Raw genomic sequence first — 13285 nt, 5'->3', positions numbered from 1 at the left:
AGGTTCGCGGGTTTGCTGCTTTTCCGGCAACGCCTGCCGGGCAGCATGAAATGCCGGCAGGTCGCCGGCATCTGAAGCGCCCGCCTCGCAGGCATCCGATCAGGTTTTCACCTCTTGCCATCCAGTGCGCGATTCCCCTAGAGTCGGCAGCCTCAACCGCTGTCAAGGAAATCGACCGATGACCTCGCCTCACGCACCGAATCGCCGCCGCATCGCCCAAGCCATCACCGCCTCCCTGGCCTTCGCGGCCCTGGGCGCCGCGGCGCAGGCCAGTTACCCCAGCAAGCCGGTGCGCATCATCGTCGGCTTCTCGGCCGGCGGCACCACCGACATCGTGGCGCGCCTGATGGCCAAGGAAATGACGGCGGCGCTGGGCCAGTCCTTCGTGGTCGACAACCGCCCCGGCGCGGGCAGCAACATCGCCACCGATTTCGTCGCCGCCGCGCCGCCCGACGGCTACACGCTGCTGTTCGTCGCCGTCACCAGCACCATCAACCAGACACTGTATTCCAACGTCAAGTTCAACCTGGAGCGCGACTTCGACGCCATCGCCCTGGGCGCCAAGGTGCCCAACATGCTGGTGGTGCACCCCAGCGTGCCGGCCAACAATGTCAAGGACTTCATCGCCTGGGCGCGCGCCAACGACGACAAGATCGCCTACGCCTCGTCGGGCAGCGGCACCTCGATCCACATGGCGGGCGAGCTGTTCAAGGCGCGCACGGGCCTGAAGACGCAGCACATCCCCTACAAGGGCAGCGCGCCTGCGGTGACCGACCTGATCGGCGGCCAGGTGCAGTTCATGTTCGACAACATGCCGGCGTCCTGGCCGCATGTGCAGGCCGGCAAGCTGAAGGCGCTGGCGGTGACCACCAAGACGCGCTCGGCGACGGCGCCCGATCTGCCGACCATGGAGGAGAGCGGCGTGACGCCGTTCGACGTGTCGTCCTGGTTCGGCCTGATCGCGCCCAAGGGCACACCCAAGGAAGTCATCGACAAGCTCAACAAGGTGATGAACGACGCCTTCGACAAACCCGAGGTGAAGGAAGCCTACGCCAAGCTGGGCGCGGTGGCCGAGAAGAACAGCCCGCAGGACTTCAGCCGCTTCATCCAGTCGGAGGTCAAGAACTGGGCGCCGATCGTCAAGGCATCGGGCGCCAAGGTCGATTGAGGGTTCATACCGAACAGCGTTCCAAAGCATAGGAACCGTTCGGGCTGAGCGTGTCGAAGCCCTGCGTGCAGTCGGCACTTCGACGGGTTCAGTGCGAACGGGTTTCTAAACCGTCGAGAGCTAACCGGTATCAGGCGTTCGCTGGCGCCGGCGCAGCGTCGGCACCCGCGTGCTGCCGGTCCAACGTGCGCGCGCCGGTGATGACGCCGCCGCCGAGGCAGACGGCGCCGTCGTAAAGCACCGCGCTCTGTCCGGGCGTCACCGCCCATTGCGGCTCGGTGAAGCGCAGGCGGAAGCTGCCGGCTCCCGATCCGGCGGCCAGCGTGCAGGGCGCATCCTGCTGGCGGTAGCGGGTCTTGGCGCTGTAGCCGCCCAGCGCAGGTGGCGCACCGGCAATCCAGGCCGCATCGTCGAACACCAGTTCGCGCGACAGCAGCCAGGGGTGGTCGTGGCCCTGCACCGCAATCAATGTGTTGCTGGCCATGTCCTTGCGCGCCACGAACCACGGCGCATGGTCGCCGCCGCCGCGTTGGGCGCCTTTTTCCTTCACGCCGCCGATGCCCAGCCCCTGGCGCTGGCCGAGCGTGTAGAAGCTCAGGCCGACGTGTTCGCCGATGGTGCGGCCGCGCTGGTCCTTGATCGGGCCGGGCCGGGTCTGCAGGTAGCGGCCGAGGAACTCACGGAAAGGCCGCTCGCCGATGAAGCAGATGCCGGTCGAATCCTTCTTCTTCGCGTTCGGCAGCCCGATCTCGGCCGCGATGCGGCGCACCTCGCTCTTGTGCAGTTCGCCGACCGGGAACAGGGTGCGCGCCAGCTGCGCCTGCGTCAGGCGGTGCAGGAAGTAGCTCTGGTCCTTGCTCGGGTCGAGCCCTTTCAGCAGTTCGTGCCGCTGCACGGCGTCATTGAAGCGCGCCCGCGCGTAATGTCCAGTGGCGATCTTCTCGGCGCCCAGCCGCATCGCGTGGTCGAGAAAGGCCTTGAACTTGATCTCGGCGTTGCACAGCACGTCCGGGTTGGGCGTGCGGCCGCTTGAATATTCCCGCAGGAACTCGGCGAACACGCGATCCTTGTAGTCGGCGGCGAAATTGACGTGCTCGATCTCGATGCCGATCACGTCGGCCACCGCCGCCGCATCGACGAAGTCGACGTTGGACGAACAGTACTCGCTGTCGTCGTCATCTTCCCAGTTCTTCATGAAGATGCTGACCACCTCGTGGCCCTGGGCTTTCAGCAGCCAGGCGGCGACCGCGGAATCGACTCCGCCGGACAGGCCGACCACGACGCGCATCTTCTTCATGACGCGGGAATTATCCCGCGCGCACCGAAAGCGTGCGCTCCAGGGTGGTTCTGGCGTGCGCCCGCCGGGCTCAACCCAGCATCTGCTGCCACATGCCGCGGCCCCAGTTCATGGCGCTGGTGCCGGAGCTGCGGTTGTGCTCGGGATCGACGGTGAACTTCAGCTGCGGCGGCTGGCCCGGCGCCACGCTGGCGGTGACGTTGATGTTGACGGCCTCGTCGCGCGTCACGTTGGCCCAGCAGATGCCCATCGGCAGCGGGGTCGGGCCGGTGTGGGCCGGCGGTGCCTTGCCGGCCAGGCGATCCAGCACCTGCTCGCCGACCTGCTTGCCGGCGCCGAAGGCCACGTGGCCGCTCTTGGGCAGCGGCGTGCCCTGGGCGTCGCCGATGATGTAGATGCGCGGGTCGGCCTGGCTCTCAAAGCTCGGCAGCCGCACGGCGGCCCAGCGCTCGCCCAGGCCGGCCTGGCGCACGATGTCGGGCGCGCGCATCGGCAGGATCAGGTTGGCGGCACGGAAGTCGACGTCGCCGAAGCTGGTCGCCAGCCGGCGCCGGCCGATGTCGACGGCGGTGACGTCGGTGTTCGGCAGGTACTCGATCTGCCCCGCGTACAGCTTGCGCATGCCGTTGATCAGCGGTGGCGCGATGGCCGCCGGCATGGGTGCGGCATTGGCGTCCAGCAGCAGGATCTTGCCCTTGGTGCCGCGCTGCTTCATGGCCTCGGCGATCATGAAGGCGCGTTCGTACGGCGCCGGCGGGCAGCGGTAGGGCGGCTTGGGCGCCGACAGCACGAAGTTGCCGCCCTCGGCCAGGAAGCGGTCGACCTCGCGCCGCACCGCCATCTGCTCGAAGGCGCGAAAGCCGACCGGCAGCTGCTCGCGCGCCTCGGCGTAGCCCTGCACGGCGTCTTCCATGTAGTCGATGCCGGGTGACAGGATCAGCATGTCGAACGGCAGCCGCTGCGTGGGCGTGACCACCAGGCCGGCGGCGCGGTCGATCTGCAGCGCACGCTCGCGCAGCCGCCGCACGCCCAGGCGGTCGATGGCTGCGTAGCTGCGCTGGAAGTCCGATGCCGGCTGGTGGCCGGCAATGTAGTGGGCGCTCAAGGGGCACGACATGAAGCCGTCGTTGGGCTCCACCAGCGTCACCTCGACGCCGGGCTGCTGGGCCAGTGCGCGCACCGCGCCGAGGCCGCCCCAGCCGCCGCCGACCACCACCACGTGCGATCGCGCGCTGCCGATGGGCGTGGCGCAGCCGGTCGCCAATGCCGCCAGCCCGAGGCCGCCAGCCTGAAGAACACGCCGTCGGGTGCTGTTGCCGATCTTCATGAGACCTCCTCCTTGCAATCAAGCGGATGGAAACGTACGCGATCAAAATCAGTTTATGCGCAAGTGCGCAATTAGTTATTCGCGTAAACCCTAGTGCGTCGCCCCGGAGATTTCGGAACAAGGTGAAAGTGATGGGTTCGACCCGAGGGCAAGGCGCCAAGCGCAGCGATACCGGGCGGTATCGCGAGCATTGGCAATGCCGCCATCGGGGCGAAGCCGCGCTCTCACGTTTCGAAGTTTCCGGGGCGGTGTACCGGTTGTGAATGGGGTACTGAGCGTGGTCGCTGGCGGTGGGAGCCGCGGCTCATCCAGACGCGCTACACGAAGTTGCCGCCCGCGCTCGCCGAGTCGTCCATGTGGACCACGTCGAGCGCAAAGCGCTGGCCGTGCAGGTGGTCCTGCACGCAGCGCCACACCAGCGGGCTGCGGTGGCGGTCGCGGCTGGCCTCGATCTCGGCCGGCGTCAGCCACAGCGTGCGCACGATGCCGGTGTCGAGCGCGCGTGTCGGGTCGGGCTCGGAAGCGCTGCCGCAGAAGGCGAAGCGCAGCCAGGTCGTGGGCACGCCCCCCGCGTCGGCGGCTGCCGCCATGTAGATGCCCAGCAAGCTGGTGGGCGTGAACACGCGCCCGGTTTCCTCCAGTGCCTCGCGCACCGCGCCCTGCTGCGGCGATTCGCCTGCCTCCAGGTGTCCGGCCGGTGTGTTCAGGCGCAGCCCGGCGGCGGTCTGCTCCTCGACCAGCAGGTACCTGCCGGCCTGTTCGATCACCGCCGCCACGGTGACGCTCGGCTTCCATCGCGCGCTGTTCATCGCCGGATTATCGGTATGCACGTGCGCCGTGATGCGGCGCCGATTTGCGATGCCGCAAAATCCGGCCCTTGGCTTTTGTTAAGCTTACGGTCCACTGACCAGGCCGGTGCATCACTCGCGTGACGTCGAGCCGCGCAACCCAGAACAAGGAGATCTTCCATGCTGATTGGCGTGCCCACAGAGACGGCCGCTGGTGAGACTCGCGTTGCCGTGACCCCGGAAACGACCAAGAAGCTGGTGGCCCAGGGGCATACCGTGCGGGTGCAGTCCGGCGCGGGGCTGCGTGCCAGTGCCACCGACGAGGCCTACCGCGCCGCCGGCGCCGAGATCACCGACGCGGCCGGCGCGTTCGGCGCCGAGATGGTGCTGAAGGTGCGCAATCCCTCGCCCGAGGAGATCGCGCAGATGCAGCCCGGCACGGTGCTGGTCGGCATGCTGGAGCCGTTCAACGCTGACGGCCTGCAGCGTCTGGCGGCGGCCCGGTTGACCGGTTTCGCGCTCGAGGCGGCGCCGCGCACCACGCGCGCGCAGAGCATGGACGTGCTGTCTTCGCAGGCCAACATCGCCGGCTACAAGGCGGTGATCGTGGCGGCCGACCGCTACCAGAAGTTCTTCCCAATGCTGATGACGGCGGCCGGCACCGTGAAGGCGGCGCGCGTGGTCATCCTGGGCGTCGGCGTGGCCGGCCTGCAGGCCATCGCCACCGCCAAGCGCCTGGGCGCGGTGATCGAGGCCAGCGACGTGCGGCCGAGCGTGAAGGAGCAGATCGAGTCGCTGGGCGGCAAGTTCATCGACGTGCCCTACGAGACCGCGGAGGAGAAAGAGGCCGCCGAGGGCGTCGGCGGCTATGCGCGGCCGATGCCGCAAAGCTGGCTGGACCGCCAGAAGGTCGAGGTGGCCAAGCGCGTGGCGCAGGCCGACGTGGTGATCTCCACCGCGCTGATTCCGGGCCGCGCGGCGCCGGTGCTGATCACCGAGGACATGGTGAAGAGCATGAAGCCCGGTTCGGTCATCGTCGACATGGCCGCCGGCAAGGGTGCGCCCAATCCCGACGGCACGGTGGGCGGCAACTGCCCGCTGACCGAGGCTGACAGGACGGTGCACAAGCACGGTGTGGTCATCGTCGGCGACACCAACCTGGCGGCCCAGGTGGGCGCCGATGCCTCGGCCCTGTACGCGCGCAACGTGCTCGACTTCCTCAAGCTGGTGCTGCCGCCGGCCGCCAAGGGCGAGCCGCCGGCGGCGTTCCGGATCGACAAGGAAGACGACATCGTCGTCGCCTGCCTGGTGGCGCACGAGGGCGCGGTGACGCGCGCATGACCCGGGCGATGAACTGATGCAAGTTCGATTCACGTTCTCGCGGGCCGGCTCCGCGTGTGCCTTGGCGCTGGCCGCGCTGCTGGCCGGCTGCGCCGTGCCGGGCGCGGCGCCACCCGCCGCCGCGCCGACGACCGCGACTGCGGCCGCAGCACCGGTGATCATGGCGCCGCCCACCAGCGTCGGCACCTGGTACGACCTGGGCCACTTCCTGGCGCCCTGGATGGGCGGTGACGGGCCGGTGCCGGTCACCGGCGCGAGCGCGCCGACCCGGGTCGCCGGCCTGCGGCGCGAGGACGGGCACTGGCTGGCTATCGTCGTCGCCCAGACCGCGCCGGCTGGCAGCGCGCCATGCCCGCAGCCCAACAGCCTGAACGTGGCCGACACCGGCGCCGACACCGTCGGCTGCCTGCGGCTGCGGCGTGACGCCGATTTCGACCAGTGGCTGCAGCAGGAGCACTCGGTGCTTTACCAGTGGCTGGACCAGCGTGACTGGACCTCGCGTCCGCGCGCCTGGGTCAGCGACCGCGTGCCCGCTGGCGCCATCGAAACGCATGCGCTGATCGACCCCTCGCTGATCGAGCCGACCACGCGCAACAACCTCGATTTCCTGGAAGGCGGCCAGCCCGGCCTGCAGTGGGCGCGCCAGTTCGCCGCCGCCACGCGCGCCGCCACGGGCGGCACGCTGCGGGTGCCGCCGTTCCCATCCGCACCGCAGGTCGCACCGCCGCCACCGCCGGTGGTGGTGGCGCCACCGGCGCCGGCCCGCGCCATCCAGGTCGAGCCGCCACGCGCGCCATTGAACGCCCGCCCGGACCGCAACTGACGCGGCCGGCACCTCCCATCACCCGCCGCCCTTGGAGCCGCACCGAGCCACTATCTTGGAGCCCCGCATGGAAGCCATCTCACCCACCGTCATCAACCTGATCATCTTCGTGCTGGCGATCTACGTCGGCTACCACGTGGTATGGACCGTGACCCCGGCACTGCACACGCCGCTGATGGCGGTGACCAACGCCATCTCGGCGATCGTCATCGTCGGCGCCATGCTCGCGGTGATGCTGACCAGCGGCATCGTCGGCAAGGGCATGGGCGTGCTGGCGGTGGGACTGGCCTCGGTCAACATCTTCGGCGGCTTCCTGGTCACCAAGCGCATGCTGGAGATGTTCAAGAAGAAGGACCGGCCGGCCAAGAAGGCCGAGGAGTGAACCGATGAGCATGAATCTCGTCACCCTGTTGTACCTGGTCGCCAGCGTCTGCTTCATCCAGTCGCTCAAGGGCCTGAGTCACCCGACCACCTCGATCCGCGGCAACCTGTTCGGCATGGTGGGCATGGCGATCGCCGTGTTCACCACGCTGGCGCTGATCATCAAGCTCGGCAGCGGCATGTCGCTCGGCCTGGGCTGGGCGCTGCTGGCGCTCGGCATGCTGGTCGGCGGCGGCTACGGCACCTGGCGCGCGAAGACGGTCGAGATGACCAAGATGCCCGAGCTGGTGGCCTTCTTCCACAGCATGATCGGCCTGGCGGCGGTGTTCATCGCCATCGCCACCGTCGCCGAACCGTCGGCATTCGGCATCGCCGACAGCGTCGGCGCCATTCCGGGTGGCAACCGGATCGAACTGGCGCTCGGCGCCTTCATCGGCGCGGTCACCTTCTCCGGCTCGGTGATCGCCTGGGGCAAGCTGTCGGGCACCTACAAGTTCCGCCTGTTCCAGGGCGCGCCGGTGGTGTTTCCGGGCCAGCACATGCTGAACCTGGGGCTGGGCATCGCGGCGATCATCCTGATCGCACTGTTCTGGCAGTCGCAGAATGCGTGGGCGTTCGCGCTGATCTGCCTGCTGGGCTTCGTCATCGGTGTGACGCTGATCATCCCGATCGGCGGCGCCGACATGCCGGTGGTGGTGTCGATGCTCAACAGCTACTCGGGCTGGGCGGCGGCCGGCATCGGCTTCTCGCTCAACAACAGCATGCTGATCATTGCCGGCTCGCTGGTGGGCTCTTCGGGCGCGATCCTGAGCTACATCATGTGCAAGGCCATGAACCGCTCTTTCTTCAACGTCATCCTGGGCGGCTTCGGTGGTGACGCCGGTGCCGCCGCCGGCGGTGCGCAGGAGCAGCGCCCGGTCAAGAGCGGCAGTGCCGAGGACGCCGCCTTCATGCTCGGCAACGCCGACAGCGTGATCATCGTGCCCGGCTACGGCCTGGCGGTGGCGCGCGCCCAGCACGCGGTGAAGGAACTGGTCGACAAGCTCACCGACAAGGGCATCGACGTCAAGTACGCGATCCACCCGGTGGCCGGCCGCATGCCGGGCCACATGAACGTGCTGCTGGCCGAGGCCGAGGTGCCCTACGACCAGGTGCACGAGATGGAAGACGTCAACGGCGAGTTCGGCCAGGCCGACGTGGCCATCATCCTGGGCGCCAACGACGTGGTGAACCCGGCCGCGCTGCAGAAGGGCAGCCCGATCTACGGCATGCCGATCCTCGAGGCCTACAAGGCCAAGACCGTCATCGTCAACAAGCGTTCGATGGCTGCCGGCTATGCGGGCCTCGACAACGAGCTGTTCTACATGGACAAGACCATGATGGTGTTCGGCGACGCCAAGAAGGTGGTCGAGGAAATCGGCAAGGCGATCGAGTAAGCGGTCGGGCCAGGGCGCGGTTCCGAATGCGCCGGTGACGCCTGGCTGGCAACCGCGCTGCCTGCGGCGCTTGCGCCTGTCGCGCAAGGGACGCCACCCTATTGCCATGATGGGAAACGCCACTGGCGGCATCCCGCGGGGTGTTACACAATGTGGCGAGAGGATGCGGATGCGGCGGCACGGCCGCGGGTCCGCTATCCACCCGCGCTGCACCAGGCGGCGCGCTATCCATTTCTAGAAGCAGGAGTTGTCACGACATGAGCGATCCGCGCATCTGGCTGCAGGAATACCCCGAAGGTGTCCCGGCCGACATCGACCCGTCGCAATACCCTTCGCTGGTGGCGCTGATCGAGGAAAGCTTCGGCAAGTATGCTGACCGCACCGCCTACAGCTACATGGGCAAGGACTTCAGCTACGAGGACACCGATCGCCAGTCGCGTGCGCTGGCCGCGTACCTGCAGGGCCTGGGCCTGGCGCGCGGCGATCGGGTGGCGATCATGATGCCCAACGTGCCGCAGTACCCGGCCACGGTGGCGGCGATCCTGCGTGCCGGCTACGTGGTGGTCAACGTCAACCCGCTCTACACCGCGCGCGAACTCGAGCACCAGATGAAGGACTCGGGCGCCAAGGCCATCGTCATCATCGAGAACTTCGCCGCCACGCTGCAGAAGTGCATCGCCAACACGCAAATCAAGCACGTGGTGCTGGCCAGCATGGGCGACCGCCTGGGCGGCCTGAAGGGCATGATCGTCAACTTCGTGGTGCGCAAGGTCAAGAAGCTGGTGCCGGCGTTCAGCCTGCCGGGCGCGGTGCGCTACAACAGCGCCGTCGCCAAGGGGCAGGGCGCGCCGTTCACGGCGCCGGACATCGGCCCCGACGACGTCGCCGTGCTGCAGTACACCGGCGGCACCACCGGCGTCGCCAAGGGCGCCGTGCTGCTGCACCGCAACCTGATTGCCAACGTGCTGCAGTCGGAGGCCTGGAACGAGCCGGTGATGAAGCAGATCCCGGAGAACGAACAATCCACCAGCGTGTGCGCGCTGCCGCTCTACCATATCTTCGCCTTCACGGTGAACATGATGCTGAGCCTGCGCAACGGCGGCAAGGTGATCCTGATCCCGAACCCGCGCGACCTGCCGGCGGTGCTCAAGGAGCTGTCCAAGCACACCTTCCACAGCTTCCCGGCCGTCAACACCTTGTTCAACGGCCTGGCCAACCACCCCGACTTCAACAGCGTCAACTGGAGCAACCTGAAGGTGTCGGTGGGCGGTGGCATGGCGGTGCAGAGCGCGGTCGCCAAGCTGTGGCTGGAGAAGACCGGCTGCCCGATCTGCGAGGGCTACGGCCTGTCGGAGACCAGCCCATCGGCGACCTGCAACCCGGTGACCTCGAAGCAGTTCAACGGCACCATCGGCCTGCCGATTCCCAGCACCTGGGTCAGGATCCTCGACGACGACGGCAACGAGGTGCCGCTCGGCCAGCCCGGCGAGATCGCCATCAAGGGGCCACAGGTGATGGCCGGCTACTGGCAGCGCCCGGACGAGACCGCCAAGGTCATGACGCCGGACGGCTACTTCAAGTCGGGCGACATCGGCATCATGGACGAGCGCGGCTACACCAAGATCATCGACCGCAAGAAGGACATGATCCTGGTCAGCGGCTTCAACGTCTACCCGAACGAGATCGAGGACGTGGTCGCCAGCATGCCCGGCGTGCTGGAAGTGGCCGCGGTCGGCGTGCCGGACGAGAAGATGGGCGAGGCGGTCAAGATCGTGGTGGTGAAGAAAGATCCGGCGCTGACCGAGGACGCGGTGCGCAAGTTCTGCCACGAGAACCTGACCGGCTACAAGCGGCCGCGCGTCATCGAGTTCCGCACCGAACTGCCCAAGACGCCGGTCGGCAAGGTGTTGCGGCGCGAACTGCGCGATGCGTCGGCCCCGGTCAAGGTCGAGGGCGCACCGGTCACGTGATGCGTGGCGCCGCGGCATGGGTGCCGGCGGCGTGACGCCCCCTTTCCACCACGCAGCAGGCGGCTTGTCGTGCGCATCGGTCTGGTCAGTGCCATGCACCAGGAACTGGCGGCGGTGCTCGACCGCATGCCGGACGAGCAGCGCCAGCGCGCCGCCGGGCGCGACTTCTGGGTCGGCCACTGGCATGGTCACGAGGTGGTGGCCGTGCTGTCGCGCGTCGGCAAGGTGGCGGCCGCGACCACGGCGGTGGTGCTGATCGAGCGCTTCGGCGTCGACCGCATCGTCTTCACCGGCACCGCCGGCGGTCTGGGCGACGGCGTGCGGGTGGGGGATCTGGTGCTGGCGCGCGAGTTCCTCCAGCATGACATCGATGCCTCGCCGCTCTTTCCGCGCTTCGAGGTGCCGCTCACCGGCCGTGCGCGCTTCCCGACCGATGCGGAGCTATCGGGTGCGCTGACGGCTACGGCGCGTGCGGTGCTGGCGGCACCCGCCGACACCCTGGGCGCCGACGTGGTGGCGGAGTTCGGCCTGCAGGCGCCGCGCGTGCACGAGGGCCTGATCGTCAGCGGCGACCGTTTCGTCGCCACCACGCCGGAGAGCGCGGCGCTGCGGCGCGCGCTGCCCGATGCGCTGGCGGTCGAGATGGAAGGCGCCGCCGTGGCCCAGGTCTGTCACGACTACGGCCTGCCCTTCGCCGCCCTGCGCACCATCAGCGACCGTGCTGACGATGCCGCGCACGTCGACTTCATGCGCTTCATCGACCAGGTGGCGAGCCGCTACAGCGCAGCGGTGCTGGAGGCGTATTTCGGCTCGCTGTGAGTTCACCGGTTGTTGCCGTCGGTGGGGTGTTGGCCGGTTCTTGGAGCCCGGCCTTCATCCCCTTCGACAAGCTCATGACAGGCCAATGCTCTTCTGCCAGCTGGAGAGGACGCCAATAGCGCTGCGCAGCAAGCGCACCAGATGGCCGCGGAGCAGGCCAGTCGGGGGCACCCGTGGAGCGGGCTTCGCCCGGCCACTGGGTGCGTCCCCCCTCAGGGGGGAAGGCGCGTCAGCGCCACAGGGGGGAGCGTCATTTCAACCAGCCCTTGCGCCTGAAATACCACATCGGCAGCAGCGCGCTGCAGATCATCAGCACGATGGCGAACGGGTAGCCCAGCGGCCATTCCAACTCGGGCATGTGGCGGAAGTTCATGCCATACAGGCTGGCCACCAGCGTCGGCGGCAGCAGCGCCACGCTGGCGACCGAGAACAGCTTGATGATCTTGTTCTGGTTGATGTTGATGAAACCGACCGTCGCGTCCATCAGGAAGTTGATCTTGTCGAACAGGAAGGTGGTGTGGCTGTCGAGCGAGTCGATGTCGCGCAGGATCTGGCGCGCGTCCTCGAACTGCTCGGCGTCCAGCATCTTGCTGCGCATCAGGAAGCTCACCGCGCGGCGCGTGTCCATGACGTTGCGCCGGATGCGGCCGTTCATGTCCTCCTGGCGCGCGATGGTGGCCAGCACCACGCCGGCGACCTCGTCGTTGACGTTGCCGTCCAGCACCTTCTTGCCGGCCTCCTCGAGTTCATCGTAGATGCCTTCCAGCGTGTCGGCGCAGTATTCGGCGTCGCCGTCCAGCAGCGCCAGCAGCACGTCGCGCGCGTCGTCCAGCAGGCCGGGCATGCGGCGCGCGCGCATGCGCAGCAGCCGGAATGCCGGCACCGTCTCTTCGTGGATCGAGAACAGCACGCCGTGGCTGCGCAACTGCTCGTTGACGTTGTTCAGGATGAAGGCCACGCGCGCCTGGCGCGGCTCGTCCGGATCGGCCACCAGGAAGTCGCTGCGGATGTGCAGCTCGCCGTTGTCTTCCTCGTAGAAACGCGCCGACTCCTCGATGTCGTCGTCGATGGCGTCTTCCGGGATCGACAGCCCGTAGTACTGCTTGATCCAGCGCTTTTCCTCGGCCGTCGGCTCTTCCAGATCGACCCAGATCGGGCGAAAGCGAGACAGCTCTTCCAGCGATTCGATCTCTTCCTGAAACAACCGCCCGTTGGACAGCGAAAAGACGTTGAGCATGGCAAGGCTCCCTTGAGGCACGGATGGCGTCTGGCGGACGGTTTGTGTGTGGGTGGCTTTCGGCCTTCCCCGCCAGCGCTCAAGGAAGGTGAAAGCTATCGACTCGGGGTGGTTTCCAAGACGGGCTTTCGACGTGGGATGAAACCACTGATTATGGCATCGTCGGGTGACTGCCGCGTGACGGCACGAGCGCGCCGGCAGCGGCCTGCCGGCGGTCGGCGCGGGGATTGCTTTCGGCTAGGATCGGCGGCATAGTGGACTCGAATGACCGCGTGATGACGAGGCTTCGTCGTCCGCAGTTGCCCCTGGCGCCACGGGCGCCCGTTCATCCGACGAAGGAGGTTCTTCATGAATTTGACGATCAGCGGCCACCACCTGGATATCACGCCCGCCCTACGCAGTTACGTGACCACCAAGCTGGAGCGGGTCACCAAGCATTTCGATCAGGTGGTGGACGTGCGGGTGCTGCTCTCGGTCGAGAACAAACAGGAGAAGGACAAGCGCCAGCGGGCCGAATGCCGCATCGGGGTCAAGGGCAATGACCTGTTCGCGGAAAGCAGCCACGAGGATCTGTACGCCGCCATCGACGAGTTGGCCGACAAGCTGGACCGCCAGATGGCCAAGCACAAGGAAAAATTGCAATCACACGATCGTGCAGCCGCCAAGCATTTGATGTAGTATGGTGTGACAACAACGAG

The 13285-nt window shown here is 67.6% G+C and carries 12 protein-coding genes; 8 read left to right on the top strand and 4 right to left on the bottom strand.

The genetic code is table 11. The features are described from left to right. Positions 1-178 precede the first annotated feature (178 nt). On the top strand, positions 179-1168 hold the full coding sequence (locus tag PK606_RS11630; protein ID WP_324564095.1) for a Bug family tripartite tricarboxylate transporter substrate binding protein: 990 nt from the start codon (positions 179-181) through the stop codon (positions 1166-1168). A 130-nt stretch (positions 1169-1298) separates the two neighbouring features. On the opposite strand, the gene mnmA is transcribed toward PK606_RS11630, so the two are convergent. From mnmA to PK606_RS11615, 3 genes are all read right to left on the bottom strand, one after another. Beyond that, the gene (mnmA, locus tag PK606_RS11625; protein ID WP_324564093.1) at positions 1299-2465 is read right to left on the bottom strand and encodes a tRNA 2-thiouridine(34) synthase MnmA; all 1167 of its coding nucleotides are present in this window, start codon (positions 2463-2465) and stop codon (positions 1299-1301) included. A 70-nt stretch (positions 2466-2535) separates the two neighbouring features. Further along, positions 2536-3792: an FAD-dependent oxidoreductase gene (locus tag PK606_RS11620; RefSeq protein WP_324564091.1), complete on the bottom strand. Its 1257-nt coding sequence runs from the start codon at positions 3790-3792 to the stop codon at positions 2536-2538. 317 nt (positions 3793-4109) lie between these two features. Beyond that, the gene (locus tag PK606_RS11615) at positions 4110-4601 is read right to left on the bottom strand and encodes an NUDIX hydrolase (RefSeq protein ID WP_324564089.1); all 492 of its coding nucleotides are present in this window, start codon (positions 4599-4601) and stop codon (positions 4110-4112) included. A 159-nt stretch (positions 4602-4760) separates the two neighbouring features. On the opposite strand from PK606_RS11615, the gene PK606_RS11610 reads away from it, so the two are divergent. The 6 genes from PK606_RS11610 to PK606_RS11585 all read left to right on the top strand — a co-directional run bounded on the left by PK606_RS11610 (position 4761) and on the right by PK606_RS11585 (position 11350). Further along, complete coding sequence (locus PK606_RS11610) at positions 4761-5921, top strand: Re/Si-specific NAD(P)(+) transhydrogenase subunit alpha (protein WP_324564087.1); 1161 nt, start codon at positions 4761-4763, stop codon at positions 5919-5921. A 16-nt stretch (positions 5922-5937) separates the two neighbouring features. Continuing rightward, on the top strand, positions 5938-6744 hold the full coding sequence (locus tag PK606_RS11605; RefSeq protein WP_324564085.1) for a hypothetical protein: 807 nt from the start codon (positions 5938-5940) through the stop codon (positions 6742-6744). A gap of 67 nt (positions 6745-6811) precedes the next feature. Continuing rightward, positions 6812-7126 (top strand): NAD(P) transhydrogenase subunit alpha part 2, encoded by a 315-nt coding sequence (locus PK606_RS11600; protein WP_324564082.1) that lies wholly within the window; start codon positions 6812-6814, stop codon positions 7124-7126. 4 nt (positions 7127-7130) lie between these two features. Next, positions 7131-8561, top strand: a complete 1431-nt coding sequence (locus PK606_RS11595) for an NAD(P)(+) transhydrogenase (Re/Si-specific) subunit beta (RefSeq protein WP_324564079.1) — start codon at positions 7131-7133, stop codon at positions 8559-8561. A 257-nt stretch (positions 8562-8818) separates the two neighbouring features. Then, positions 8819-10531 (top strand): long-chain-fatty-acid--CoA ligase, encoded by a 1713-nt coding sequence (locus PK606_RS11590; protein WP_324564077.1) that lies wholly within the window; start codon positions 8819-8821, stop codon positions 10529-10531. Positions 10532-10624: 93 nt separating this feature from the next. Further along, positions 10625-11350, top strand: coding sequence for a 5'-methylthioadenosine/adenosylhomocysteine nucleosidase (locus PK606_RS11585; RefSeq protein WP_502920836.1), 726 nt, complete (start codon positions 10625-10627; stop codon positions 11348-11350). A 250-nt stretch (positions 11351-11600) separates the two neighbouring features. Here PK606_RS11585 and corA read toward each other — a convergent pair whose 3' ends face one another. After that, positions 11601-12587, bottom strand: a complete 987-nt coding sequence (corA, locus tag PK606_RS11580) for a magnesium/cobalt transporter CorA (RefSeq protein WP_324564072.1) — start codon at positions 12585-12587, stop codon at positions 11601-11603. Positions 12588-12935: 348 nt separating this feature from the next. Here corA and hpf point away from each other — a divergent pair, with 348 nt between their 5' ends. Continuing rightward, positions 12936-13265, top strand: a complete 330-nt coding sequence (hpf, locus tag PK606_RS11575) for a ribosome hibernation-promoting factor, HPF/YfiA family (RefSeq protein ID WP_324564070.1) — start codon at positions 12936-12938, stop codon at positions 13263-13265. The last annotated feature ends 20 nt before the right edge of the window (positions 13266-13285 follow it).

This window comes from Ottowia sp. (genome assembly GCF_035444425.1).
GTDB lineage: Bacteria > Pseudomonadota > Gammaproteobacteria > Burkholderiales > Burkholderiaceae_C > Ottowia.
The sequence above is the reverse complement of the archived record's forward strand: the minus strand, read 5'-3'. Positions and strand labels throughout refer to the sequence as shown.

What these genes read in the sequence shown, in the direction of transcription:
- corA (WP_324564072.1), bottom strand. Translation starts at nt 12,587, where the DNA reads ATGCTCAACGTCTTTTCGCTGTCCAACGGGCGGTTGTTTCAGGAAGAG.
- PK606_RS11605 (WP_324564085.1), top strand. Translation starts at nt 5,938, where the DNA reads ATGCAAGTTCGATTCACGTTCTCGCGGGCCGGCTCCGCGTGTGCCTTG.
- hpf (WP_324564070.1), top strand. Translation starts at nt 12,936, where the DNA reads ATGAATTTGACGATCAGCGGCCACCACCTGGATATCACGCCCGCCCTA.
- PK606_RS11615 (WP_324564089.1), bottom strand. Translation starts at nt 4,601, where the DNA reads ATGAACAGCGCGCGATGGAAGCCGAGCGTCACCGTGGCGGCGGTGATC.
- mnmA (WP_324564093.1), bottom strand. Translation starts at nt 2,465, where the DNA reads ATGAAGAAGATGCGCGTCGTGGTCGGCCTGTCCGGCGGAGTCGATTCC.
- PK606_RS11590 (WP_324564077.1), top strand. Translation starts at nt 8,819, where the DNA reads ATGAGCGATCCGCGCATCTGGCTGCAGGAATACCCCGAAGGTGTCCCG.
- PK606_RS11610 (WP_324564087.1), top strand. Translation starts at nt 4,761, where the DNA reads ATGCTGATTGGCGTGCCCACAGAGACGGCCGCTGGTGAGACTCGCGTT.
- PK606_RS11630 (WP_324564095.1), top strand. Translation starts at nt 179, where the DNA reads ATGACCTCGCCTCACGCACCGAATCGCCGCCGCATCGCCCAAGCCATC.
- PK606_RS11595 (WP_324564079.1), top strand. Translation starts at nt 7,131, where the DNA reads ATGAGCATGAATCTCGTCACCCTGTTGTACCTGGTCGCCAGCGTCTGC.
- PK606_RS11585 (WP_502920836.1), top strand. Translation starts at nt 10,625, where the DNA reads ATGCACCAGGAACTGGCGGCGGTGCTCGACCGCATGCCGGACGAGCAG.
- PK606_RS11620 (WP_324564091.1), bottom strand. Translation starts at nt 3,792, where the DNA reads ATGAAGATCGGCAACAGCACCCGACGGCGTGTTCTTCAGGCTGGCGGC.
- PK606_RS11600 (WP_324564082.1), top strand. Translation starts at nt 6,812, where the DNA reads ATGGAAGCCATCTCACCCACCGTCATCAACCTGATCATCTTCGTGCTG.